At 69.4% G+C, this 21,661-nt stretch carries 40 protein-coding genes; 8 read left to right on the plus strand and 32 right to left on the minus strand.

Annotated features, from left to right (window positions below):
• Positions 1–11: 11 nt before the first annotated feature.
• The 4 genes from ABZ312_RS11525 to ABZ312_RS11540 all read left to right on the plus strand — a co-directional run bounded on the left by ABZ312_RS11525 (position 12) and on the right by ABZ312_RS11540 (position 2,247).
• The gene (locus tag ABZ312_RS11525; RefSeq protein ID WP_500437366.1) at positions 12–548 is read left to right on the plus strand and encodes a UTRA domain-containing protein; all 537 of its coding nucleotides are present in this window, start codon (positions 12–14) and stop codon (positions 546–548) included.
• 1 nt (position 549) lies between these two features.
• A complete protein-coding gene (locus ABZ312_RS11530; RefSeq protein WP_500437368.1) occupies positions 550–1,314 on the plus strand; it encodes a GntR family transcriptional regulator in 765 nt (254 codons plus the stop codon).
• 144 nt (positions 1,315–1,458) lie between these two features.
• Complete coding sequence (locus ABZ312_RS11535; protein WP_500437370.1) at positions 1,459–1,806, plus strand: GIY-YIG nuclease family protein; 348 nt, start codon at positions 1,459–1,461, stop codon at positions 1,804–1,806.
• A gap of 99 nt (positions 1,807–1,905) precedes the next feature.
• Positions 1,906–2,247 carry a hypothetical protein gene (locus ABZ312_RS11540; protein ID WP_500437372.1) on the plus strand — a complete coding sequence of 114 codons (342 nt, stop codon included), beginning with the start codon at positions 1,906–1,908 and terminating at the stop codon, positions 2,245–2,247.
• A 55-nt stretch (positions 2,248–2,302) separates the two neighbouring features.
• Here the strand turns inward: ABZ312_RS11540 and ABZ312_RS11545 are convergent, their stop codons facing one another.
• The 9 genes from ABZ312_RS11545 to ABZ312_RS11585 all read right to left on the minus strand — a co-directional run bounded on the left by ABZ312_RS11545 (position 2,303) and on the right by ABZ312_RS11585 (position 8,803).
• The gene (locus tag ABZ312_RS11545; RefSeq protein ID WP_500437374.1) at positions 2,303–2,524 is read right to left on the minus strand and encodes a hypothetical protein; all 222 of its coding nucleotides are present in this window, start codon (positions 2,522–2,524) and stop codon (positions 2,303–2,305) included.
• A gap of 73 nt (positions 2,525–2,597) precedes the next feature.
• On the minus strand, positions 2,598–3,239 hold the full coding sequence (locus ABZ312_RS11550) for a hypothetical protein (protein ID WP_500437376.1): 642 nt from the start codon (positions 3,237–3,239) through the stop codon (positions 2,598–2,600).
• A gap of 33 nt (positions 3,240–3,272) precedes the next feature.
• A complete protein-coding gene (locus ABZ312_RS11555; protein ID WP_500437378.1) occupies positions 3,273–3,521 on the minus strand; it encodes a hypothetical protein in 249 nt (82 codons plus the stop codon).
• Positions 3,518–3,988, minus strand: a complete 471-nt coding sequence (locus tag ABZ312_RS11560; RefSeq protein ID WP_500437380.1) for a LuxR C-terminal-related transcriptional regulator — start codon at positions 3,986–3,988, stop codon at positions 3,518–3,520. Before ABZ312_RS11560 ends, ABZ312_RS11555 begins: the two co-directional genes overlap by 4 nt.
• Positions 3,985–5,508 carry a DNA cytosine methyltransferase gene (locus tag ABZ312_RS11565; RefSeq protein ID WP_500437382.1) on the minus strand — a complete coding sequence of 508 codons (1,524 nt, stop codon included), beginning with the start codon at positions 5,506–5,508 and terminating at the stop codon, positions 3,985–3,987. Before ABZ312_RS11565 ends, ABZ312_RS11560 begins: the two co-directional genes overlap by 4 nt.
• A gap of 80 nt (positions 5,509–5,588) precedes the next feature.
• Positions 5,589–5,786 carry a hypothetical protein gene (locus ABZ312_RS11570; RefSeq protein WP_500437384.1) on the minus strand — a complete coding sequence of 66 codons (198 nt, stop codon included), beginning with the start codon at positions 5,784–5,786 and terminating at the stop codon, positions 5,589–5,591.
• A 47-nt stretch (positions 5,787–5,833) separates the two neighbouring features.
• Positions 5,834–6,562, minus strand: coding sequence for a PDDEXK family nuclease (locus ABZ312_RS11575; protein WP_500437386.1), 729 nt, complete (start codon positions 6,560–6,562; stop codon positions 5,834–5,836).
• A gap of 1 nt (position 6,563) precedes the next feature.
• Complete coding sequence (locus tag ABZ312_RS11580; protein ID WP_500437388.1) at positions 6,564–7,919, minus strand: replicative DNA helicase; 1,356 nt, start codon at positions 7,917–7,919, stop codon at positions 6,564–6,566.
• On the minus strand, positions 7,916–8,803 hold the full coding sequence (locus ABZ312_RS11585) for a hypothetical protein (protein ID WP_500437389.1): 888 nt from the start codon (positions 8,801–8,803) through the stop codon (positions 7,916–7,918). Before ABZ312_RS11585 ends, ABZ312_RS11580 begins: the two co-directional genes overlap by 4 nt.
• A 182-nt stretch (positions 8,804–8,985) precedes the next feature.
• Here ABZ312_RS11585 and ABZ312_RS11590 point away from each other — a divergent pair, with 182 nt between their 5' ends.
• Positions 8,986–9,243, plus strand: coding sequence for a hypothetical protein (locus ABZ312_RS11590; protein ID WP_500437391.1), 258 nt, complete (start codon positions 8,986–8,988; stop codon positions 9,241–9,243).
• A gap of 58 nt (positions 9,244–9,301) precedes the next feature.
• Here the strand turns inward: ABZ312_RS11590 and ABZ312_RS11595 are convergent, their stop codons facing one another.
• The 22 genes from ABZ312_RS11595 to ABZ312_RS11700 form a co-directional block, all read right to left on the minus strand.
• A complete protein-coding gene (locus tag ABZ312_RS11595; protein WP_500437392.1) occupies positions 9,302–9,718 on the minus strand; it encodes a hypothetical protein in 417 nt (138 codons plus the stop codon).
• The gene (locus ABZ312_RS11600) at positions 9,715–9,987 is read right to left on the minus strand and encodes a WhiB family transcriptional regulator (RefSeq protein WP_500437394.1); all 273 of its coding nucleotides are present in this window, start codon (positions 9,985–9,987) and stop codon (positions 9,715–9,717) included. The genes ABZ312_RS11595 and ABZ312_RS11600 overlap by 4 nt, the downstream gene beginning before the upstream one ends.
• Positions 9,984–10,607, minus strand: coding sequence for a hypothetical protein (locus ABZ312_RS11605; RefSeq protein WP_500437396.1), 624 nt, complete (start codon positions 10,605–10,607; stop codon positions 9,984–9,986). Before ABZ312_RS11605 ends, ABZ312_RS11600 begins: the two co-directional genes overlap by 4 nt.
• Positions 10,604–10,897, minus strand: coding sequence for a hypothetical protein (locus tag ABZ312_RS11610; protein WP_500437398.1), 294 nt, complete (start codon positions 10,895–10,897; stop codon positions 10,604–10,606). The genes ABZ312_RS11605 and ABZ312_RS11610 overlap by 4 nt, the downstream gene beginning before the upstream one ends.
• Positions 10,894–11,277 carry an SLOG family protein gene (locus tag ABZ312_RS11615; protein ID WP_500437400.1) on the minus strand — a complete coding sequence of 128 codons (384 nt, stop codon included), beginning with the start codon at positions 11,275–11,277 and terminating at the stop codon, positions 10,894–10,896. Before ABZ312_RS11615 ends, ABZ312_RS11610 begins: the two co-directional genes overlap by 4 nt.
• Positions 11,274–11,645, minus strand: coding sequence for a hypothetical protein (locus tag ABZ312_RS11620; protein ID WP_500437402.1), 372 nt, complete (start codon positions 11,643–11,645; stop codon positions 11,274–11,276). Before ABZ312_RS11620 ends, ABZ312_RS11615 begins: the two co-directional genes overlap by 4 nt.
• A 59-nt stretch (positions 11,646–11,704) precedes the next feature.
• On the minus strand, positions 11,705–12,469 hold the full coding sequence (locus ABZ312_RS11625; RefSeq protein ID WP_500437404.1) for a hypothetical protein: 765 nt from the start codon (positions 12,467–12,469) through the stop codon (positions 11,705–11,707).
• Positions 12,466–13,332 (minus strand): PD-(D/E)XK nuclease-like domain-containing protein, encoded by an 867-nt coding sequence (locus ABZ312_RS11630; RefSeq protein ID WP_500437406.1) that lies wholly within the window; start codon positions 13,330–13,332, stop codon positions 12,466–12,468. Before ABZ312_RS11630 ends, ABZ312_RS11625 begins: the two co-directional genes overlap by 4 nt.
• Entirely contained in the window at positions 13,329–13,463 is a 135-nt protein-coding gene (locus ABZ312_RS11635) for a hypothetical protein (protein ID WP_500437407.1), read from the minus strand. The genes ABZ312_RS11630 and ABZ312_RS11635 overlap by 4 nt, the downstream gene beginning before the upstream one ends.
• Before the next feature lie 124 nt (positions 13,464–13,587).
• A complete protein-coding gene (locus ABZ312_RS11640) occupies positions 13,588–13,941 on the minus strand; it encodes a hypothetical protein (protein WP_500437409.1) in 354 nt (117 codons plus the stop codon).
• A gap of 112 nt (positions 13,942–14,053) precedes the next feature.
• Positions 14,054–14,539: a hypothetical protein gene (locus ABZ312_RS11645; RefSeq protein ID WP_500437411.1), complete on the minus strand. Its 486-nt coding sequence runs from the start codon at positions 14,537–14,539 to the stop codon at positions 14,054–14,056.
• Positions 14,536–14,721 carry a hypothetical protein gene (locus ABZ312_RS11650; RefSeq protein WP_500437413.1) on the minus strand — a complete coding sequence of 62 codons (186 nt, stop codon included), beginning with the start codon at positions 14,719–14,721 and terminating at the stop codon, positions 14,536–14,538. Before ABZ312_RS11650 ends, ABZ312_RS11645 begins: the two co-directional genes overlap by 4 nt.
• Positions 14,721–14,966: a hypothetical protein gene (locus ABZ312_RS11655; protein WP_500437415.1), complete on the minus strand. Its 246-nt coding sequence runs from the start codon at positions 14,964–14,966 to the stop codon at positions 14,721–14,723. Before ABZ312_RS11655 ends, ABZ312_RS11650 begins: the two co-directional genes overlap by 1 nt.
• Positions 14,963–15,322 (minus strand): hypothetical protein, encoded by a 360-nt coding sequence (locus ABZ312_RS11660; protein WP_500437417.1) that lies wholly within the window; start codon positions 15,320–15,322, stop codon positions 14,963–14,965. Before ABZ312_RS11660 ends, ABZ312_RS11655 begins: the two co-directional genes overlap by 4 nt.
• Entirely contained in the window at positions 15,315–15,623 is a 309-nt protein-coding gene (locus ABZ312_RS11665; RefSeq protein WP_500437419.1) for a hypothetical protein, read from the minus strand. The genes ABZ312_RS11660 and ABZ312_RS11665 overlap by 8 nt, the downstream gene beginning before the upstream one ends.
• The gene (locus tag ABZ312_RS11670; protein WP_500437421.1) at positions 15,623–15,829 is read right to left on the minus strand and encodes a hypothetical protein; all 207 of its coding nucleotides are present in this window, start codon (positions 15,827–15,829) and stop codon (positions 15,623–15,625) included. Before ABZ312_RS11670 ends, ABZ312_RS11665 begins: the two co-directional genes overlap by 1 nt.
• Before the next feature lies 1 nt (position 15,830).
• The gene (locus tag ABZ312_RS11675; RefSeq protein ID WP_500437423.1) at positions 15,831–16,013 is read right to left on the minus strand and encodes a hypothetical protein; all 183 of its coding nucleotides are present in this window, start codon (positions 16,011–16,013) and stop codon (positions 15,831–15,833) included.
• Positions 16,010–16,576 (minus strand): hypothetical protein, encoded by a 567-nt coding sequence (locus ABZ312_RS11680; protein WP_500437424.1) that lies wholly within the window; start codon positions 16,574–16,576, stop codon positions 16,010–16,012. The genes ABZ312_RS11675 and ABZ312_RS11680 overlap by 4 nt, the downstream gene beginning before the upstream one ends.
• Positions 16,573–16,761, minus strand: a complete 189-nt coding sequence (locus ABZ312_RS11685) for a hypothetical protein (RefSeq protein ID WP_500437426.1) — start codon at positions 16,759–16,761, stop codon at positions 16,573–16,575. Before ABZ312_RS11685 ends, ABZ312_RS11680 begins: the two co-directional genes overlap by 4 nt.
• Positions 16,758–17,048 (minus strand): hypothetical protein, encoded by a 291-nt coding sequence (locus ABZ312_RS11690; RefSeq protein WP_500437428.1) that lies wholly within the window; start codon positions 17,046–17,048, stop codon positions 16,758–16,760. Before ABZ312_RS11690 ends, ABZ312_RS11685 begins: the two co-directional genes overlap by 4 nt.
• 87 nt (positions 17,049–17,135) lie before the next feature.
• Positions 17,136–17,420: a hypothetical protein gene (locus tag ABZ312_RS11695; protein ID WP_500437430.1), complete on the minus strand. Its 285-nt coding sequence runs from the start codon at positions 17,418–17,420 to the stop codon at positions 17,136–17,138.
• A complete protein-coding gene (locus ABZ312_RS11700; protein ID WP_500437432.1) occupies positions 17,417–17,629 on the minus strand; it encodes a helix-turn-helix domain-containing protein in 213 nt (70 codons plus the stop codon). The genes ABZ312_RS11695 and ABZ312_RS11700 overlap by 4 nt, the downstream gene beginning before the upstream one ends.
• 214 nt (positions 17,630–17,843) lie before the next feature.
• Between ABZ312_RS11700 and ABZ312_RS11705 the strand changes: the two genes are divergently transcribed.
• The 3 genes from ABZ312_RS11705 to ABZ312_RS11715 all read left to right on the plus strand — a co-directional run bounded on the left by ABZ312_RS11705 (position 17,844) and on the right by ABZ312_RS11715 (position 20,282).
• Complete coding sequence (locus ABZ312_RS11705; RefSeq protein WP_500437434.1) at positions 17,844–18,365, plus strand: helix-turn-helix domain-containing protein; 522 nt, start codon at positions 17,844–17,846, stop codon at positions 18,363–18,365.
• Positions 18,366–18,507: 142 nt separating this feature from the next.
• Positions 18,508–18,909, plus strand: coding sequence for a hypothetical protein (locus tag ABZ312_RS11710; protein WP_500437436.1), 402 nt, complete (start codon positions 18,508–18,510; stop codon positions 18,907–18,909).
• Positions 18,910–18,992: 83 nt separating this feature from the next.
• Positions 18,993–20,282: a tyrosine-type recombinase/integrase gene (locus ABZ312_RS11715; protein ID WP_500437437.1), complete on the plus strand. Its 1,290-nt coding sequence runs from the start codon at positions 18,993–18,995 to the stop codon at positions 20,280–20,282.
• Positions 20,283–20,375: 93 nt separating this feature from the next.
• Here ABZ312_RS11715 and ABZ312_RS11720 read toward each other — a convergent pair whose 3' ends face one another.
• A complete protein-coding gene (locus ABZ312_RS11720) occupies positions 20,376–21,599 on the minus strand; it encodes an acyl-CoA dehydrogenase family protein (RefSeq protein ID WP_500326894.1) in 1,224 nt (407 codons plus the stop codon).
• Between the last annotated feature and the right edge of the window lie 62 nt (positions 21,600–21,661).

Consider the following 21,661-nt stretch of genomic DNA (forward strand, 5'->3'; position numbering starts at 1 on the left):
AGGAGCTGGGAGTGACCGACCCCGGGTGGACTGGATCGTCAACGCCGTACCTCAAGCCCTCCATGGGCGACACCTGGCAGCAGGAGGCAGCCACCGCAGGCGGGCGCGGCGGTCAGCGGATCCTCTTCGCTGGCGAAGTCAACGCACCCGCCGAAATCGCACGCGCGCTCGGCGTGGCACCCGGGACAGCTGTCGGCACAAGGCGCCGCCTCGTCCTGCTTGACGACCGACCTGTGGAAGTTGCCGACTCCTACTGGCCGGCCGACGTGGCGCGCGGCACGGCCTTGACCGAGCAGCGGAAGATCCGAGGCGGGGCTGTCTCGCTACTCACAGAACTCGGTTATACGCCGGGCTCGGTGGACGAGCGGATCGCCACGCGCCCTCCCACGCGACAGGAGCTGCAAGACCTGCGCATCGCCGACGAGGCCGAGTGGGTTCTCACCCTCACTCGCGTCATCGCCAACCAAGACGGCACCCCTTACGAGGTCACCGCGATGGTCATGCCCGGCCGCATTGGGCGGCTCAACTACTCAATGAAGGTCGACTGACATGACTGACGAACACGAGGACGAGACCACCGTCTGGTCAACCCAGGACCAGATCGCTTCCTACCTGCGAGACAGGATCCTTTCGGGGGACATCCCGCCCGGAGAGAAGCTGCCTTCCAGCAGAGATCTCACCGCGCAGTTTGGCGCCGCCTCGCAGACCATCCGAAACGCCGTCATCACCCTGGAAAAGGAGGGGCTGGCGTACTCCCGGCAGGGACTGGGCGTGATGGCGCGCAAGCATCCGCAGCAGACGATGGAGCCAGCCAGCTACAAGACTCCGCCCACGGATGGCGGCAAGTACCAGTGGATCAGCGCTGCCGAGAAGAAGGGTTCCACGGGCAAGAGCGAGCTGCTGGCCGTCGAGTCGGTCGTCCCGCCGAAGGCTGTGCGTGAAGCGTTCGGCTTGGCGGACGACGAGAAGGCGCTGCTGCGTCGCCAGGTTCTGTTCCTGGACGACAAGCCGTGCGAGCTGGTCGAGGTCTACGTCCCGCTAGAGCTTGCCCAGGGCACTCCGATCGCCGAGAAGCGTAAGGTGCGCGGTGGCGTGGGACGGGTGCTGGCGGAAGCCGGCCTCCCGCCGGTGCGCTGCGTCGACAGGGTCTCGGCTCGCTGGCCGACCCCGGAGCAGGCCCGCGCGCTGAAGATGCCGACCAAGCTGCCCGTGCTGCGCACCTTCCGCGTGACCTACAGCGTGGATGACCGGCCGATCCAGGTGGAAATCATGGCGAAGGCGGGCCATCTCTACGAGCTGCAGTACGAGTTCTGACCTGGCCGTTCGTAAGCCCCGGCGAGATGGCCGCCGGGGCTTCGTCGTGCCTGATACAAACGAGAACGTTGCGCACTTCTCAACAAACCTCCTACAGTTGCCGGTGTGAGGGTGGCTTCCGCCACACGCACGGATAGGAGCGTCATGCCCAAGTCCACCGAACGCACCGCGCTCTACCGACTGTTCGGCGACGACGACCAACTGCTCTACGTCGGCATCTCGTCCAACCCGAAGCGCCGCTGGCGAGACCACGCCAACCAGAAGCACTGGTGGCCGGAGGTCGCCGAAAAGACCATCGAATGGTTCGAAAGCAGGGCTCTCGCCGAGGAGGCCGAGCGAACCGAAGTCGGCGAACGTCGCCCCCGCTACAACCGAAACCACAACGGGGAACGCCGCTGGGAACTGCAGAACGAAGACATCAGACGGCAGCGGCCCAAGCGAACCCCATCGCCGTGGACACCCCGGAGAGACTTCATCGACTGGACGTCGTAAACGCGAACGGCCGGACGGTCATCACCCGTCCGGCCGGTCAACCAGCGGTCATCACCCGCTGATCAAGAAACCCAACCTCTTCCCAGAGAGAAGGTCTACATGAGCGTATCGCAGATCTCCGCTGCTCAGCAGTCGACCGAGTCGACGTCGCCCCTGTCCCTGCTCGCCAACCTGTGGTCCTCCGTCCCGCTGGACTTCCTCCTGGCTGCGGCTGACGCGGAGGTGCAGGAGGTCACGCCGGAGGACATGGTCGACGACGACGGCCCGGTCGTGGATTGGGAGAAGTTCATGGGCTATGGCGCGACCCGGCGTGGCGGGCATGTGGCGCTGGTGATGCCGGCGGGTCGTCCGCCGGCTGAGCGGGACTCGATCGCTCGCGACCTCCTGGCGCGGATGCGGGGCGTGGCCTTGCCGGGTCAGCGGCCGGCGCTGGTCGCCTAGCCCCAGACGCAACGAAGCGGCCCGTCCCCGGTGTGGGGGCGGGCCGCTGTCGTGTTCAGTGCTGCCAGGGTCTGCCGGGGTCGACGTCGGGAAGGCGGGGCTCGCGGGCGCGCTGGTCCCAGGTGAAGCGCAGCCACCAGCAGCGGGCCGCAGCGACAGCGGAGATGAGGCCGAGGATGCCAGCCCCAACTTGCCCGTCCTTCACCAGGGCGAGCAGCCCGCCAAGGGCGAACAGAGTGAGCCAGAACGCTACGAGGCTTAGCAGGAACTTCTTCACGATGACCGCCCCCTGGTGTGGTGTGGCTGAATGATGGCGCTTGGGTGGATGCGTGGCTACCGGTTCGCCTTGATCACGCCGCGGCCCTCGTCGGGGTGAGGTTGAACAGCTGTTCGCGGTCGCGTTGGGTGCCGCAGCGGGGGCACTGCTGGGCGGTGGTGGAGATGGTGACCTTGAGGACGGCCTCGCACGGGTTGCCGTTGAGCAGGGTGCCGTCGCATTTGAGGGGGATCCGCATCTCGCCGCGTTCACCGGTGATGATCAGCCCGGCCCGGTGGTGGACGCGGGCTATGTCGTCGGCGAACTCCTTGACCGCGGCCGGGTCCTGCTCGCAGATCCAAGGCAGGTTGTTCCGCAGGAACTTCACCGAGTGGGCGATGGCCTGCTCGATGCTGCCGTACAGGGTGCGGGGCGACCAGGCGAGTGCGTCGCGGACGTGGTCTTCCCAGCGGGTGACGATGCCGATGATGGCTTCGTCGCCGCGGGCCCGAAGGTCGAGGGCGGACAGGTTGAGGGGTACGGGCGGGGTGAGGGACTTGCCGCGCCGGCCGCCGTCGTTGCCGCCGCGTCCAGGGATGAGGGCGGCCTCCAGGTCGACGTAGCGCTTGGGGAGTTCGGCGAGGGCCTGGTCGAGACGCTTGCGGCAGCCGTCGTGGACGGGCTGGGTGGCGGGGTTGCCGCAGATGCTGCACGTCGGGGCGGCGGGCTGGGTCACGGCGGGTGCTCCTCAGTGGTGCGGGCGGGACGGTCAGGCGGGGGTGTCGGCTTCGAGTACGGCGCGCACCATGTCGGCGAGGCTGGGCTTGTCGTCGGCGCCGTACCAGGTGTGGAGGCAGGCGTCGCAGTGTCCGGCGCTGATGAGCGGGTGCGGGCCTGTACGCCCGTCTGCGGCTCCCGTGGCGGCCTGGGGCTCCCGGAGGTCGTCCGTCGTCTCCTGGCCCGTCTGGCGGGCGTCTGTGCCCTCCTGGGCGGCGCCGGGGTCGTTGGCGAGCGTCACGGCTGGGTCTCCTTGGGGGCTGTGCGGGCCTGTGGCGGCCCAGGAGGGGCGAGTTGGGGTGACGGAGCCACAGCGGGGGCTGCGGGGCTTAGGCGGGCTCTCAGCGCCTCCGGCAGGACGATGTCGCCCGGACGGAGCAGCCCAACCCGGCAGGCGACAGCAACGGCGTGGGCCCGGTCGTTGACGCCGAGGTTCCGGTAGGCGTGCCGCAGCGTGCCGTTGATCGTGTCCGCGGTGACCCCGAGCCAGCCCGCGATCTCCGCCGCCGTGTTGCCGTTTGCGGCCAGCCGCAGCACCTCGAGCTGCCTGCGGGTCAGGACCCGCACCCGGGACCGGCCGGCTGCGGCACGGCACCAGGTGCGGACGGTGGTGTCGTCGACGTGGAGGCGGCGGGCGACCTCGGCCTGCGGCACGCCCTCACCGAGCAGGGCAACGGCCTGGGCGCGCAGAGACAACGGCTCGTTCACGCGGCGGCCCCGTACTCGATGGGCGTCTCATGGCGGCTGATCTGTTCGCCGGTGATGGCCTCCACCAGGGCGCAGACGAGGACTTCGGCGGCGTTCGGGGTGACGGCGTTGCCGTACTGGCGGACCCGTTCGCGCTTGTTGCCGAGGACCACGTAGTCGTCGGCGAACGACATGGCGCGGCCGATCTCGTGGGGCTCGAGCATCCGGAAGCGGACGTCTTCGATGGCGGGCTGGCCGTGGACCAGCGCGTACCGGTCCCGGGTCGTGAGCGCCCCCACGGGCTGGGTCACGGGGCGGGCCGCGCCGGTGCCGTAGTACGGGATGAGCATGTGCTCGGTGATCTGGCCCGGCGTGACGAGGCCGTGGTGGTTGCCGGAGGCGCACACCGTGGCGAGGGCTTCGGCGACGGAGCGGGCCTCACTGCCGCCGCCGCGGAGTTCGGCGATGAACGGCAGCCAGGCGAGGCCGGTCTCGTTGCGGGTGGTCATGGTCCGCAGGGGGCTGTTGGCGTTGGCGGCGTCTTTCCCGTCGCGGCCTTCGACGGGGATCATCAGCGGCGGCACCGCGAGGCCGTCAGCCAGCGGGGTGGCGAACTTGGTCAGGCCGGCCTGGATACGGGCCAGGGTCTTCGCCGCAAGGGGCTTGGCCCGGTCGCCTATGCGCTGACCGGGCAGGGACCAGTCGATCGCCGCCAGCGCGGGCAGGGCCTCCGGCTCCACCACGGCGTTGCGGCAGGCGGTGCGGGGGCAGCGGTACACGTACTGCTGGCGGTAGCGGCCCATGTCGGTGCCGGGGCGCTTCCACGCCTGGATGGCCTGCACCCACTCGCTGCAGGTCTCGCACCAGGCGCGGGGACGGAGCCACTTGTCCCAGTCCGGGGTGCGGCCCAGGGACTCATGCCAGTACCCGACGTACAGGCGGTCGCGGGACTGCGGGGCCCGGTGCAGGGTCCGCGGGTTGGCGTGCATGCTGTTGAGGGCGATGATCCGGGTGCGGTAGCCCATCTTGTGGATCTCGCCGATCCAGCGGTCCCACTCGTCCCAGGAGCGGACGTCGACGACGTTCTCGACGATCCCGGCCTTGACGAGGCCGCCGCGCTCCTGGACGCCGCGCAGGTACAGCGGGACTTCCTCCATCAGCGCGCGGGACTCCTCCTCCGCGGACGGTTCGTCGTCGTCCTGGTCAAATCCTGCGAGGAGGTCGAGGAGGCTGCCCTGCATGGCGCCGGCGAAGTCGCGGCGCTTGCCCTTGGCCACACTCCAGTTCGTGCACTCGGGGCTGGCCCAGAACATGTCAGTGACGGGCCAGTCCCACACGGGGGCCTTACGGATGTCGCCCTGGTAGTGGCTGGTGGCGGGGAAGTTTGCGGCGTGCGACTCGATGGCGAGCTGCCAGTGGTTCGCGGCCCGCTCGACGCGGACGCCGGGAACGGCGTGGACTCCCTGGCTCGAGCCGCCTGCTCCACAGAACCAATCCATGACGGTCAGGGCGTCGGTGTCGTGGCGGTACGCGGCGGTCACTTGGTCTCCTCGTCTTGTGTCAGGCTGGTGTCGCGGTCCGCTCCCGCTTGTCCCGGGAGCGGACCGTCCTGCGTCAGGGGTCACGGGGTGGGGGTGCCGTCGCTGGTCTTGGGCGTCCAGGTCCCGGCGGCGATCTGGTCGTTGCGGGTGGCGAGCAGGCCGCGCAGGACGGATGCCTTGCGGTCGTACCGATCGCGGGTGGCCTCGGCTTCGCGGATCTCGCGCTCGATCTGCTCGGGGGTGGCGTCGGTCATGAAGTGCGGGGCGAGGTAGGTCATGGCTGGGTCCTTTCGGGGGTGGTAGGCGGCGGGCTGGCGGGTGGTGGTCAGGCGATGTCCTCGGCGTCGTCTTCGTCGAGGGCGGGTCCGCTGATGCGGATGAACTCGAAGGCGTCGCTGCCGGAGCGGTGGGCGGTCATGCCGGCTAACGGGCCGCGGCAGCCACGACAGCGGCGTCCGTCGAACCAGCCGACGCGTTCGCAGTCGCCGCAGCGCGTCAGCCAGCAGGTGTTCTTGCGGGTGGAGGTCCAGCTGATGTGGCCGCCGTGACGGCGGGCGGCAATCGTCTGGGCCCACATCGGCCGGTGGTCGTGCTCGTCGTAGGGCGGGTTGTACGAGGCGGGCGGGTTGCCGACGAGGACAAGCTCGCCGCCGGTCCAGCGGCACGAGCAGCAGAGGATGCCGCGGATACGGGGGCAGTCGCAGGCGAGGAACTCGCCGAACTCGTAGGCCTTCTCGACGCGGGGGACGCCGGTGCCCTTGACCTCTATCCAGGTGCCTATCTCGGGGCAGTGGAAGTCGGGGATGTAGCGGGCGCCGGAGGGCAGGGTGATCGTCTCGGGCTCGTACTCCCAGGTGATGTTGAGGCTGTCGAGGGTGGCGGCCCATGAGGCTTCGAGGGCGGACCGGAAGGTGGTGCCGCGGTAGACGGTGGGGAGGGCTTCGATGGTCATGTCGCCGCCGAGGCCGCTGCCCTTGACGTGCTCGCGGCGGAGGCGCGCGGTCTCGTAGTGGTCGGACAGGTATTCGATGAAGTCCCGGTTGCCGACGTTCATGTCAGAACCCCCTGGCCATGGAGCGGAGCCGGGCGAAGTGGCCCTGGAAGGAGAGCGGGACGATGCGGCCGGAGGCGCCATTGCGGTTCTTGGCGACGATGAGATCGACTTCGCCGGCCCGGTCGCTGGTGTCGGAGCCGTCTTCGTTGAGGGGCCGGTGCATCAGCACGATCACGTTCGAGTCCTGCTCGATCGCGCTGGAGTCCTTGAAGTCGGTCACGACCGGCTGACGACCGGCCGCGCCACGGTTGAACTGGGCGAGCGCGATGACGGGGATCTCGAACTCCATCGCCAGGAGCTTCAGCCCGCGGGAGATCGCGGCAACCTCGTTGGCCCGGTTCGCCGAGGACTTGGTGTCCTCCGGCGTCATCAGCTGGAGGTAGTCGGCGACGACCATGGCGGGGCCCTCGCCGCGGGAGTGCATCCACCGCATGCGGGCCCGGATCTTCGACAGGGTCAGGTTCGCCGAGTCGTCGAGGATGAAGTTGCCCGCGTTCTGCAGCCGGTCCGACGCCTTGATGACCTTCGACCAGTCGTCGTCGTTGAGCTGGCGGCGGATCAGCCGGTCGAGGTTCACGGACGCTTCAGCGGCGGTGAGGCGCGCCATCAGCTCGGAGCCGCCCATCTCCATGGACGCGACGAGAACGGGCCGGCCGCGGGTGAGGGCGACGTGCGCGGCCAGGTTCATGCCGAACAGGGACTTGCCGCCGCCGGTCGCCGCTCCGACGGTGATGAGCTGGCCGGGCTTGAGCTCGATGACCTCGTTGAGGTCCATCCACGGCGTGTCCAGAGCGCGCGGGTCGGAGCCGGCTTCCAGCTCGAGGAGGAAGTCGTACCAGCGGTCGCCGACGGACAGCTTGACTTCGACGGCGTCGGTACCGGTGGCGGCGGTCTGGAGTTCGGCCATGGCGTCGTCGACGATTTCGGCGGCGGTGCCGTGGGAGGTGTAGGCGCGGAGCGTGGCGCGGGTGGTGGCGCGGATGACGGCGCGCAGCATGGCCTTGTCGCGGACGATCTCGGCGTAGTGCTGGGCGGTCGCGGCGGACGGCGTGGCGGCAACGAGCTGGTACAGGTACGGGGACCCGCCGACCTTGGCGAGCTCTCCGCGCTGGGTGAGCTCGTCGGTCAGGGTGATCGGATCGATGCGGGGTTCGCGGCTACGGCCGTACAGGTCGCAGATCGTGGCGTAGATCGTCTGATGCTGTGGGGTGTGGAAGTCGTCGGTGGCGAGGATGGCGAGGACGCCGTCGATTTCGCTGGGGCTGAGCATCATGGCGCCGAGGACGGCCTGCTCGGCGTGGTGGCTGGCGGGCAGGGGCCGCTCGAGCGACTCGAAGTCGTCGGGCTGCTCGGTCATGCGGCGGACTCCTTACGGCTGGGGTGGCATTTCGGGCAGGGGTCGGAGAAGCGGAGGCCCTTGTCGTTCTCGATGTCCCGGGTGCGGGTCTCGGGGTCGCAATCGGGGTCCTCGCACCAGGGCTGCTGGTTGCGCTGGTTGTTGCGGGGCGGGGGCGCCTTGGAGGCGGGGGGCAGGCCTCGCCATCCGCCGCGGAGGAAGAAGGTGGCGTAGCGAACGGGCTGCCTAGAGGAGGCCTTGGTGTCGCGGGCGAAGGTGACCATGGCGTCGACGCCGGCTCGCTGCACGATCGTCGCGATGTCGATCATGTCTTTGGCTTGCATGCTCCAGGAGACGGTGATCCCGGCGTTGGTCATGGCGTGGATAAGCGGCTGAATGATCTGGAAGGCGTCCGGCCGTCCGGCTTCGCTCGCAGCCTGCGTAGTTTGGGTATGGGGAGGTGCCCCGGTTTTCGGGGCGCTAGCGTCAAAAACCGGGGCGCTACCGTTTTCTTGCGCCCCGGTTTTCGGGGCGCTACGCGGGGTGCCTTCGGGGTCTTGCGCCCCACTTTCCGGGGCGCTGGCCAAATTTTGTGCCCCGGTTTCCGGGGCGCTAGCTGAGGTCGGTCGCACGTATCCGGCGGCCTTCGGCAGTCGGTACAGCGCCGGCCGACGCCCGCTTCCCGCCTCAAGAACTTCCAACTCGCCAAGCTGGATCGCCCGCCGCACGGCCTCCTCGGCAGTGCCCTTGGACGCGGTGTTGAGTGCCTTCGACAGCTCGCGCTGCCCCACGCGCACCTCGGCCGCGAGAGTGCGCACCTGGTCCGCCACGTAGAGCAGGGCGATCCGGGTGTTCCCCTTCGACTGGGAGTGGTTCCACACCCAGTGCATGGCGTCGAGGGTCACGAGCGTCTTCCTTCTGATCGATGTTGCGGGGACTTTGGGCGCGTGGAACCAGGCCCCTACGGGGGCTTCAGCTCCGCGTCTCCGCGGACCCAGAGATGAGAATACCGTTCGCAGATGCCGTTCGCGAGTGTCATACGCGGATACGTAGCGCGACCAGCGCACTCTGTGTCACCATGTGCTGCATGGAGACCTACGAGGACCGGCTGCAGGCTGCAGTGAAGAAGCGCACCCGCGCGAAGGACGCCTTCGACAAGGCGGACGCCGAGGTGCGCGCACTCCTCGTAGAAGGCCGCAACGAGCTGGGGAAGGGGCCGTCGGAGCTGGCCCGCCTGTCCGGCTTCACCCGCGAATGGGTCGCGAAGATCGCGCCCGACCCGGACGCCACGCCGAAGCCCCGCCGCGTTATTCGGCGCCCCAAGCGGCCGGCTGCTGACGACTGACATTTCCCCTCCTCCCTCTTCTCCTGGGCCCCGCGGTTTCCCGCGGGGCTTTGTGCTGTCAGGCCGCGGTGCGGTGGTTGTTGCTGCAGGCGTTGCAGTAGGGCTTGCCGTCGGGCCGGTAGCGGCGGTGTTCGGTGAGGTCGTGGCCGTTGCCGCAGACGCCGCCGGCCGGGCTGTTGAAGCCGTCGAGGGCGCGGAGCTGGACACGGACGCGCATCCGGTCGTTGGCGTCGTCGACGCAGGCGGGCGCGACGCACAGGTGGACGTCGCAGCTGCGGCGGGCGGGACCGACGGGGTCGCGGCCGGTACGCAGGCGGTAGGCGATGCGCCCGGCCTGGTAGCTCTTGCCCTTGTAGTCGAGGATCGGGTTGCCGTTGGCGCCGAGCCGTCCGGTCCACACGAGGTGGCCGCCGTCGACGGGCTGCAGCTTGGACCGCCACTTGTCCTCGACGGTGGCGAAGGTGCGGGGGGTCACGCTGCGGCTCCCTTGGCTCGGGAGGGTCGGGCGATGGCGGCGCGTTCGGCGGGGGTGGTGCCGCCGTAGATGCCGCCGCGGAAGCTGACGGCGTAGGTGCCTTCTGCCTGCATGGCGTAGTTGAGGCACTGTTCGCGGACGGGGCAGGGGGCGCAGACCTGTTTGGCTTTGGCGTCGAGGCGGGCGCCCTTGTTGCCGACGGCGTCGTGGTTCATGAGGTCGGGGCCGCCGACCGTGCGGCAGCGGGCCTGGTTCATCCAGGCGCTCATGCGGCCACCGCCTTGGGCCGGGACGAGCTGCACGGGTTGGGCAGGTCGGCCAGGTGTTCGCCGAGGAGGCAGCGGACGTTGCCGCAGGTGGAGCGGACCATCCCGACGGCTTCACAGCCGGTGTGCTGCTGGTAGGCGATGCGGCCGGCGAGGAGGTTCTTCTTGCCGTAGCCGAAGGTGGGCTGGCCGCTCTTGCTGAGGGGGCCGGTCCAGATGAGGTGCCCGTTTTCCATGCGGGTGCGGGCGGCCATGCGGTCGGCGGGGCTGTCGGTCTTGAACCTGCCGGTGATGGTGGCGCCGTCCGGGGTGAAGTCGCGGTCGATCCAGCCGGCTCGGGCCCAGCGGAGGACGGTGCGGTCGGCGACGTCGACGCGTTCGGCGATGAGCTTGTTGCGGCGGGCGAGGTCGTCGATGTGGCGGAGCTGCCGGTAGAGGATGCGGGCGGTGGCGTACTTTTCGGCGTCGTTGAGGGGGGTGGGTTCGCCGTTGAGGGCGCGTTCCATGGCGACGATGTCGTAGCGCGGGTCGTCGAGGATGCGCTCGTCCCAGATGTAGAGGCGGGGGCGGAGCCGCATGCTGTTGCTGGCCCCGAGCGGCTGGTAGCGGGCGGCGGTGGTCACGGCTGTTCCTCTCGCTGGTAGGAGGGCTGGTGGTAGAGCCACTCGAGGTCTTCGATCTCGCAGGCGTCGAGGTGCCGGTCCATGGCGTCGGCCTCCTCGTCGTCGGCCGCGGCGGTGCTGCGGGCCCAGGCGACGGTGTCGTTGGCTTTGGCGAAGGAGCGGGCTATGCGGCGGGCGGCTGCCCGGAGTGCGCGCCAGGCGGCCCAGGCGGCCGCGGTGGCGACCGTCACGGCGCCCACGTAGGCGGCGGGCACGGCCATGGCGGCGACGGCGTCCTTGATGGCGGTCATGCGGTCCACCGCCTGACGGTGATCCCGGCCTGCTCGGCGAGCGCCGCAGTGTGGCTGGCGCCTCGGGAGCCGTCCTTGATGAAGGCGAGGCAGACGTCGGCGCCAAGGTTGACCATCAGGGCGTTGCGGATGAACCCGGCCCGCTTGCCGTTCAGGGTCCAGTTCGCCGGATGCTGCTCGACGTCGACAGCGCAGCCCTTGCCGCGCATCCAGCGGGCGTAGTGGTCGGCGTGCCAGTCGGCGCCGCCGGGGCAGGCTCCGTGGACGACGAGGACGGGGCGGCCCGCGGCGTCGATGACGGCCTGCTCGATGGCCGCGCCAATGGTGGTGATGTCGTCCCAGGTGCGGCTTCCGGTGACGAGAACGCGGTACGGCTTCATGCGGCTTCCTCCGTCCGGTGGTAGCGGGCGGCGGCGATGCGGTGGCCTCGGGCGGTGAGGTGCCACACCTTGAGGCCGTGGCCGTGGGTGGCCGGGGACGTGGAGGGCACTTCGGCGCCGGGGATCTTCGCGATGACGCCGGAGGTGCGGAGGGCGTTGATGGCGACGCCGAGGAAGCCGTGCCCCATGTCGGGGAGCAGGTCGCGCAGGTCGTTCGCGGTGAAGGTGTCGCTCTGCAGGCCGGTCAGGAATATGGCCTGCTCGACGAGGAACTGGTCCCAGCTGGAGGCGTTGGCCATGAGCTGGTCGAGGGTGGTGTCCCGCTCGGTCGCGGCGAGACGCTCGGCAGGGGTGAGGCGGCGGGTCATGGGATCCTCCAGGGGTGGCCGCCCCGCATTGCCCGCGGGGCGGCCGTCGTGTGTGCGGGCTACTGCGGGGGCTGTGTGGCCGGGGGCCAGTCGGTGGAGTCGTTGACGGCCTCGTCGTCCCAGGTGCCGTCTCCGGCGCCGATCTCGACCGAGTAGTCCGCGGCCGGCGCGGGGGCGGGAGCTGGTGCTGTGAGGGCGGTGACGGACAGCGGGGCCTTCGGCTGCAGCACCTCGGCGTGGGTGGTGCCTTCGAGCTCCTCGGACACGTAGGCCATGCCGTGGAGGGCGTCAGAGGCGATGAGTCGGCACAGCTCGCCGGTGGCGCGGGCGACGAGCATGTTCTGCGGCTGCTTCTTCCACTCCGCCTTGTCGGTGAGCTTCATCTGGGCGGCGCGCTGGATGGTCCACTCGACGGTCTGCCAGGTCTCGGATCCCCGGCGGCGGCCCCGCATGACGCAGTGCTCGGGGGTGGACTCGACGAGCTCGATGTCGTGGCCTTGCTGCTGGACGATCGCCCGCATGGCGTGGGCGCGCAGGGCGGGGGTGCCCTGGATGACGTCGATGGACTTGAGGGTGGCCATGGGCTTCATGCCGAGCTCGGCGCCAGCGAGGATCGCGGCGGTGATGTCGCCGGGCTTGCCGCGCAGGGTGGCCGGGACGAACGAGGTGTTCGCCAGCTTCTGCGCCATCTGGTAGGCGAGTTCGGCTTCCTGCGCCCAGGCGACGAGGGCGGTGCTGCCCGCGGTCGGCTGCGGTGCCGGGACCGGCGGGGTGGTGGTGGCGACGGCCTGCTGGTCGTCGCGGGTGGCGATCTCGTTGTTCACTGCATGTACTCCTCGGCTTGTGCCTTCGCGTCCCAGGGCGGGAGCGAGATCATGGGGATGTCGGTGACGGGGCCGGTCCAGTCGGGCCATTCGCCGGTGGATTCGCACTGGGCGTAGATGCGCAGGGCCTTCTCGTTGCGGGCGCGGCCGATGGTGCGGTCTGCCTCGGACAGTTCGCGCACGGTGATCAGGTAGGGCGCGGTCTTGCTTTGAAAGACGAAGACGAACCGGGCGTTCTCCGGGGCCAGGCCGGCGGCTTCGATGCCGGTCAGGTAGAGGGCGTCCTGCTGGTGGTAGGCGTAGTCCCGGATGGCCTTGGAGACGGCCTTGGGGTTGGCGTCCTTGGTGGTCTTGTAGTCGACGCAGAGGGTCAGGCTGGGGAGCTGCTTGAGCCAGTCGGGGCGGACACGGCAGCGGACGCCGGTGGCGGGGTCGGTCCAGTAGATGGAGCGCTCAGCGATGCCGGTGCCGGGGGCGAGCAGGGGCCCGGCTATGGGGTGCTGGCGTACTGCGGCAGCCATGGCCTGGGCGGTCTCGTAGTCCCGGGTGAGGATCGGGATACGGCCTGCGGCGTGCGCGGCCTTCCGCTTGTCCTGGGCCTTGGTCTTCTTCCAGTCCGGGAAGTCCACGATCTCGACCTCGTCGCCCTCGCCGAGGACGAGCGTGTGTGCGACGTGCCCGAAGTCGAACTCGGCCCTCGCCGGCCGCGGGTTGTCGCGGTCCCACTTGAACTGGGCGGGGCAGCCCGGGTCGAGGAGGGCACGCAGGCCGGACGAGGAGATCGACTTGGTGTCCCGGTGGTACGCCTCCGCGGACAGGCCGTCCACGATGGCTGGCGGCTCGACCTCGACGGCGGCGGTCACTGGGCGTCGTCCGCGATGTTGAGGCAGGTCTCGCAGATGTAGATGCCGTCGACGGGCTTGAAGGGGCCGTCCTGGTCTTCGCAGGCGGCGCATTCGATGACGGTGGGGGCGGTGCGGTCGCTGGTGTCCATGTGCTCCTGCTTTCGGGATGGCTGGTGGGCGGGCCCCGCTCCCCGACAGGGGGGTGGTCTGGGGAGCGGGGCCCTGGGGTGCCGCTCGGGCGTGGGGGCGCGCCCTGCGGCTGGTCGGGTGGGCTCAGGCGGCCTGCGTGGCGCGGCGGTTGGCGGTCATGAACACGCCCGGGGTGACGCCCTCGACGTAGTCGGCGATCTCCTGCGGGTCGAGGAGGTCGTCGGCGAGCAGCTCCTCGGCGGTGCGGTCCCAGTTCGTGAAGCTGGTGAGCTCGTGGGCCACGGAGATCGCGTCGGCCTCGTACTCGAAGGCGGCGATGGCGCGGCCGGAGGAGTGTCCGATCACCCACTGGTAGGGGTGGTTCGGGTTCCGCATCTGCTCGGGCGTGCGGTAGACGTACAGCCCGGGCACGGGGTGGACGGCGTCGACCGTGGTCGTCTCGCCGAGTCGGTGGATGGTGTAGGGGACGGTGTCCATGTGATCTCTCCGTGGGATGCTGGGGTTGGGTGCCCCCGGCGGTTCGAGCGTCGGGGGCTCTTCTTGTGGGGCCCGCGCGGCGCCACGTGGTCATGCGCGGCGCGGGCCGGTCTCAGATGCCGCCGGAGACGGTGACGGCGCCCGCGGTGGCGAGCTGGACGGACAGCGGCAGGTCGAGGAGCGCCAGGTTCTGCGTGTCCTCGTTGCTGGTGTCCGACCCGGCGGGCAGCCGGTACGGCAGGATCACTTCGCCGGGCACGTAGGGCCGGTCGAGGGCGGGCACCGTGGTGATGCGGGGCTGCGCGTCCTTGAGGGCCTTCTGCGTGTTCTTCAGCGATGCGACGAGCCGGCGGTTGTCGGCCTCGGCCCGGGTCGCGCGGCCCGCCTGGAACTTGGCCTCGTTGGCGAGTTGCTCGACGTCGAGGCGCAGGCCGGAGATCTCGATGCCGGCTTCGTCGAGGAGGCCTTCGACGTTCTTGAGGCGGGCGTTCTCGTTGCGGAGGCGCTGGATTTCGGCGTTGGCGCGCTCGAGGGGGTTGGCCTGCCGCTTGCCGTTGCCGGGCTGGCCGATCCGGTCGAGGACTGCGAGCAGCTTCACGACGCCTCCTTGACGTGGCCGGTGGTGGGGTCGAGGTCGTCGAGGGGGATGCCGCGGGCTGCGTTGAGGGCGATGCGGAGGTCGTTGGTGGTGGTGGTCTGGTCGGCGATCTCGACGGGGGTGGCGCCGAGGGGTCCGCCGGTGGTGGCGAGGCGGAGGCGGGCGTGGCGTATGCGGTCCATCAGCGGTCGCCCCTCTTGGTGAAGTCGGGGAGTTGGATGAAGCCGGCGTCGACGGACCGCTGGAAGTCGCTGCGGGTGTCGGGCTGGTAGTCGTCGAAGAACGGGCCGAGGTCGTCCTGCTGGGCCGTGTACGGCTCCTGCTGGCCGGTGGCGGCGTGGATGGTGCTGCCGCTGCGGAAGTAGGCGATGTACAGGACCGTCCAGATCACGGCCACGGCGGTGGCGAAGACGATGAGCCCGATCACGACGCGGCCTGCTTCCGGTGCTGGCAGGCGCTCATCAGGCAGGGCTCGGCGCGCTGCTTCCACTCGTCGTAGCCGATGAGCTCGTGCCGGTATCCCTCGGCGGCCTCGCGACGCCGGTCCTTGATCTTCGGCGTGAACTGCTTGTGCGCGTCGTCGACCAGCGGGCCGACGTACTCGCCGAGGGCGGAGCCTTCGACGCAGCCCTGCGGGTTGATGCGGATCCAGAATGTGCGGGCTGCCTGCCGCTCGGCCTTGATGGCGGCCAGGCAGTCGGGGTGGCCGAGGGCTCGGAGAACCCAGGCGCGGTTGGCCTGCATCTCCCGGCAGTCGGCGCAGACGGCGGTCGTCTCAGGCATTGCGGTTCCCCCTGGTCAGGTGTGTGGTGGTGGCGGTGGCGATGAGGGCGGCGCAGACGGCCCACAGGGCGGGCCGGAACGGGGCCTGCAGCGCGGCGTAGGACAGGCGCTGGCGGCGGGACGGGGCGAGGTGCGCGGGCAGGCACCACGGGCCGTCGTCCTCGTCCGGCTCCGGGTCGGCGGGGCGGGGTATGAGGCGGAGCGCGTACAGCAGCTCTCGCCCGGCGGCCTCACGCACCTCGCTCGGCGCGTCAGCCAAGTCGGCCAGCGACTCCCGCAGTACGGGAACGGAGATCGCCATCACGCCACCGCCCGGGCTGCGGCGAGGCCTTCGAGGTAGCCGGCGGCCTGCGCGGGGTGCTCGGAGATCAGGCGTTCCAGTTCGCGGGCCGTGTTCTCGTCCGCGGCCGCCGCGCGTCCGGCGTTGAAGCCGAGCCAGAACAGGCGGCGGCCGTCAGCGTCCAGGTGCCGCGAGTGCGCGATCGCGCGGAACATCAGGTCAGACATCTCACGCCACCTCCGTGATGGGGCAAGCGGCGCGGAACAGGCCGTCCATGAGGGCGTCGTACTCATCGGCGACGGCGGGCGGCCACGTCGCCTCGGGGCCGTGCTGGGCGAGGAACTCGGCGTCCAGGGCGGCTATGAGGGACTGGCGGCGGTTCGTGGCCAGCTCGGCCTGCAGCGGGCTCACGACGCAACCGCCTTGTCCGCGGGGAAGACCTCGGGGTGCTGGGCCTTCCACTCCACCCAGTGCTGCATGGGCTCGTCGACGATCGTGTGGACGAGGTCCATGACCTGCTCGAGCGGCAGCGGGCCGGGATGCTTGGCGTGGGCGTACTGCGTACCGCGCGAGTGGGGCGCTGTCGGCACGAACGTCGGCCCGTACTCCCAGGAGCAGCGGCGGTAGCCCCAGTCGTCGGTGCCGTACTTGATGAAGACCGTGGTGTTCCAGCCGGAGTCGACGTCGAGCGGGCGCTCGTCCATCTTGCGGGCGTAGCCGCCGTTGCCGAACCAATAGTTCCGGTGCTCCTCCAGGTAGGAGGCGAGCATGCGGGTCTCGGCGTCGGTGGGGCGCTCGGTGCTGGCGAACGGCCAGGACGGTTCCCAGTCGCTGCCGATGTCGGCGTTGGTGCCGAGGTAGGCGGCGACGTAGCGCCACATCGGGTTGAAGCTGGTCACCACCGGGATCCGCATTGCGGTCAGCGGGTCGTTCTCGATGGCGTCGTCCCCGAACGGCCAGTCGCGGGCGTTCATGCGGCCTTCTCCTCTTCGCGGGGCGGGCAGGCGGGGATGCAGCCGGGCAGGGTCCACACGGAGTCGGCATCCAGGTCGAGGAGCTGGTGGCGCTGCTCGAGCAGGGCGCCCTCCGACTCGACGGCGGCACGCTGGCCAGCCAGCAGGGACGACAAGGCGGCGGGGTCGACGGCCGGGGCGCTCACGACTGCACCGCCTGCGGGGCCTTGGGCTCCTCGGTGCGGGCCGCGTACAGCGCCTCACGGTGGTCGTCCATGGCGGACTCGCGGCTACCCGCGGCCTTCGAGGACTTGTTGATGACGTAGCCGCCGAGGAAGAACCCGGCGTGCCGCTTGTCGGCGCTCTCGTCGAAGACGACGGTGTCGTAGTAGCCGCCACCGATTCGGACCGTGGAGACGAGCAGGTTCTTGGTGTCCGTGATGACCGGCGTCTGCCGGACGATCTCGGGGAGCTTGCTTCGGGATGCGACCATGGTGATGGTCCACCTCTCTGTTTCTAGCTACGGGTGTGGTGGATCAGGCCGGCGTCGGGTTGCCTCCCGGCGTCGGCCGCAGACCGCCTAAGCGGCGGCGCGGGTCTTGCGCTTGGGCTTCTCCATGGCCGGCTCGTCGAAGAGCTCGGCGATAGCGCGGATGTGGGGAAGGCGGAACGTCACGCGCCCGCCCATCCGGCTACGGGGGATCTGGCGCTTGTAGGCCATCTCCTTGAGCATTCGGACCGTGGTCGGGAAGCGGAACTCCCCGTCGGGGTCGACCAGCTCTTCTGGGGTGTAGTGCCTGAACTCGTTCTCGCCGCCCGTCGTCTCGTCGGGGGTGGGGGGCCTCTTGTGGGCCTCGGCGGTCACGGCGTCTCCTCTCTTGGGTCTATGGCTTCGGGCGGCACCTGCAGGGCGTCCGCGATGCGCTGCACCTTCTCCTCGGCCGGCTGGCGGACCTTGCCGGTTTCGAGTCGGGACAGGTATCCGCGATTGAGGCCGGTCAGGTCGGAGAGCGCGCGAAGGCCTAGTTTCTGGGCTTCTCTGATCGCACGAACTGCGGGGCCGTTCAACGTCACACCCAGAATCTAGGCCTTCTAGGGGCGCAACACAAGCGCTCTGCCTACATTGTGGCCACAGTTTCTGGGTGATCTAGGTGGGGTGGGGGGCGCAAACCTCTACCTCGGGTGGCACTTGTGCAACCAAAAGCCCCCAGAAGCCCCTCTAACATGCAGGTCAAAAGCCTGAATCTCGCCTAGGTGGTTGCAGAGAAGTAAGGCATCATGTGTAGACATGACGTGGAACTGGATCAGGCTCGGCGACCGCCTGCAGGCCGCCCGCAAGGCGAAGAAGCTCACCCAAGGGGAGCTTGCCGAGCTGGCCGGCGTCTCCCTCGCCACCGTGCAAGCCATCGAAGGCGGCAAGACGTTCCAGCGGGTCACCCCCACAGTGCGCGGACTTGCGCGCCTTGTGGGCTGGACAGACGACTCCCCCGAGGCCGTCCTCAATGGCGGCGACCCAACCCTCGCCGACACCCCTGACCGACCGGCCGCACCACCTAGGAATGAGGTGGGGCAAGCCGGAGGCGGGAGCCTTGGTCATTTGCCCGCCCGTATCCGTGCGGAGCTTGAGGAGGGGCAGGTTTTGGACACTGGCGTGTACGACCTGTCACCGGGTGATGACTCTGGCGCACAGTTGATCGTTGTGATCAAGGCGCCGTCGACGGCTACCCCAGCGCAGATCCGGCAGTACATGGATGAGGTGCGGCGGGCGGAGCGGAAGCTGCGCCGGATCGCCGACGATCAGGATGAGTAACTGGAATCGAACGCTCCGTAACAAACGAGGCCTCAGTTACGCAAGAAGCCTCCACATGTGACCAAAAGTTGTGGTTGCATGACTGAACGCCATCGAGAGGTGCCACCACTCGGACTGGGTCAGGTGACCGATGCGTGTCCGCGTGAAGCTCGATAACGCCGTTGCCAGCGGCGAAGCGAAGATAGATCCGGTGTACGACGACAGCACGGGGGGACTGCTGGTCAACATCTGCTTCAACCCGGACGACATCATCGAGGAGGACTTCCTCGACGAGTTCTCACACGCCCTGGAGATCCAGGCCCGCCAGTGGGTACCCAGAACTGAGGCACCCGCCGAGTGGCACCCTGTAGAAGTCAGGGCCGGCTACGGAGAAGACTTGCCCCCCGGTGTGCGGATCGCCGTGAACGCCACCGACCACTTCTCGGACTACGTGTTCTGCCGCAGTGCAATTAAGCCCGCCGGGGTCCTGGGATTCGAGACCATGATGCGGGAAGCGTCCAAGCACTGGACGAAGCGCAGCGGCGAAGACCCCAACGCCGGCTGACTCACGAGCCAGACGCCTGCGACGGGCCGCCCAACCCACACAGGGCGGCCCGCAGGCACAGTAGGAACACGGCGAGGTGAACGATGGCACATGCCGAGAGGCGCTGGTCCAAGCGGGACAAGCGCTGGTACTGGCGGGTGAAGTACCTTCTGCCCAACGGCAAGTGGGCATCCGCATCCCGGGACGAGGCGGGGAATCGGTTCACCACCGAGCGGTCCGCCGAGGCCTATGGGCACGCCATGGAAACCGACGTCGGCCGCGGTACCTTCATCAACCCCCGTGATGGGCGGATCACCGTTGCCGAGTGGGCAGAGCAGTGGATCGAGTCCATCGACGTGGGGCCGCTCACCGAGAAGGAGTATCGGCTCCGGCTGAAGAACCAGATCCTGCCCGAGTGGGGCAGCGTAGCCGTCCGCGACCTGGCCGTCATTGGGGTCACCACCTGGGAGAAGCGGCTGCGGGCCAAGCTCAGCAAGAACTACGCGGACGGCATCATCTCGACCTTCCGGACGATGATGGACGATGCCGTCGCCTCGAAGCTGCGGGGCGACAATCCGGTAGCCACGCGCACGAGCGGGCGACGCGGCAAGTTCAAGCCCAAGCCGAAGGACGAGAAGGTCATTGCGACCCCCAGGCAGGCCCTGCTGGTGGCCCGGAACGCCCTGCAGATGCGCGGCATCAACGAGTACGCCATCGTCCTGACATCGGCCTATACGGGCCTCAGGATCGGCGAGCTGGCCGGCCTGCACCGCGACCAGCTGGCCCTGGACGACAGCGGCACCGGGGCCCGCATTCACTCCGTGCAGCAGTCCCAGTACGTCGACGGCGTCTTCACCGAGATCGGCAACAAGTACGACTCCGGCCGCGGCCTGATCATCCCCCAGTTCCTCGCCGACCTCCTGCGGCAGTTGGCCGGGTACCGGCCGGACTCCGAGTGGCTCTTCACCGCCCCCAAGGGCGGCCGGCTACTCCGCGGCGGCGACTGGTACGCCGAGACCTGGCGGCCGGTCGTAGACGGCCTGGCGCCCCGCGGCGTCGTGCGGGGCGCGAAGGCCCGCGCCGGCGTGCGGCCGGTACAGGGCGTGGAGGGCATGGTGCCGCACGGGCTGCGGCACAGCCACAAAGTCTGGCTTGACGAGGGCAACCACCCTCGGGTGGCGGTCGAGGCCCGCATGGGGCACGTCCTGCAGGGCGTAGAGGGCACGTACTCGCACGTGACGCTGCCGATGGAGCTGGCGATCGCCGACTACCTGCAGCGGTTGTGGGAGGACTCGCTGAGGGTGGTCGTGGATCGGCGGGAGTTCGGGCCCTATCCCCCGTTCCAGCCTCCCCGCCGTAAACGATCTCCCAAGAATCTCCCAGATGTCGCGTGACCCGTCTTCTGGCGGCGCGAAGCGGCCCTCCCGGATCGCCGGGAGGGCCGCTTTTGGGTGGTGACTCTACGCGTGTCCCGCTGTAGCGTTACGTCAGCGGATCGGCATGCCCGACAGGGTGCGGGCGATGACGAGGCGCTGGATCTCGCTCGTGCCCTCGAAGATCGTGTAGATGGCGGCGTCGCGGTGCATGCGCTCCACCGGGTACTCGCGGGTGAAACCGTTGCCGCCGAGGATCTGGATGGCCTGGGCGGTGACCTTCTTCGCCGTCTCGCTCGCGTACAGCTTGGACATCGAGCCCTCGGCCGAGGTGAAGGGCTTGCCCGAGATCGCCATCCAGGAGGCGCGCCAGACCAGCAGGCGGGCCGCGTCGATCTGGGTGCGCATGTCGGCCAACTGGAAGGCGACGCCCTGGTTGTCGATGATGGGGCGGCCGAACTGGGTGCGGGTCGTGGCGTAGTCGAGGGCTACCTCGTACGCGGCGCGGGCGGTGCCCACCGCCATCGCGCCGACGGCCGGGCGGGAGGCCTCGAACGTCGCCATGGCGGCGTTCTTCACCCGCTCGCCGCCCTTGGCCCGTTCGCGGGCCCTGGCGAGGCGCTCGTCGAGCTTCTCCTTGCCTCCGAGCAGGCAACTCCCCGGGATGCGGACGTCGTCCAGCACGACCTCGGCGGTGTGCGAGGCGCGGATGCCGTGCTTCTTGAACTTCTGCCCCTGGGAGAGTCCGGGGGTGCCCGGCGGCACGATGAAGGAGGCGTGGCCCTTGGAGCCGAGCTCCGGGTCGACGACGGCGACGACGACGTGGACATTGGCTATGCCGCCGTTGGTCGCCCAGGTCTTGGTGCCGGCCAGCACCCACTCGTCCTTGGCCTCGTCGTACACGGCGGTGGTGCGCATCGAGCCGACGTCGGAGCCCGCGTCGGGCTCGGAGGAGCAGAAGGCGGCGACCTTCACGTCGTTGACGTCGCCGTACATCTGGGGGATCCAGGTGCCGATCTGTTCCTCGGTGCCGTTGGCCAGGACGCCCACGGCGGCCAGGCCGGTGCCGACGATGGACAGGCCGATGCCCGCGTCGCCCCAGAAGAGCTCCTCCATGGCGATCGGGATGCCGAGGCCGGTCGGGTCGAAGTACTGCTGGGCGTAGAAGTCGAGCGAGTAGAGTCCGATCTTCGCGGCCTCCTGGATCACCGGCCAGGGGGTCTCCTCGCGCTCGTCCCACTCCGCCGCAGCCGGGCGCATGACGTCGGCCGCGAAGCCGTGGATCCAGTCGCGCACCGATTTCTGGTCGTCGTTGAGCTCGAGCGAGAAGTCGCCCATCGTCCCCTCCACGTGCTTGTTACTTGCGGTAACGCCAGTGTGTTACCGGCTGGTAAGGGATG

This window comes from Streptomyces sp. NPDC006207 (assembly GCF_040613835.1).
Lineage (GTDB): Bacteria > Actinomycetota > Actinomycetes > Streptomycetales > Streptomycetaceae > Actinacidiphila.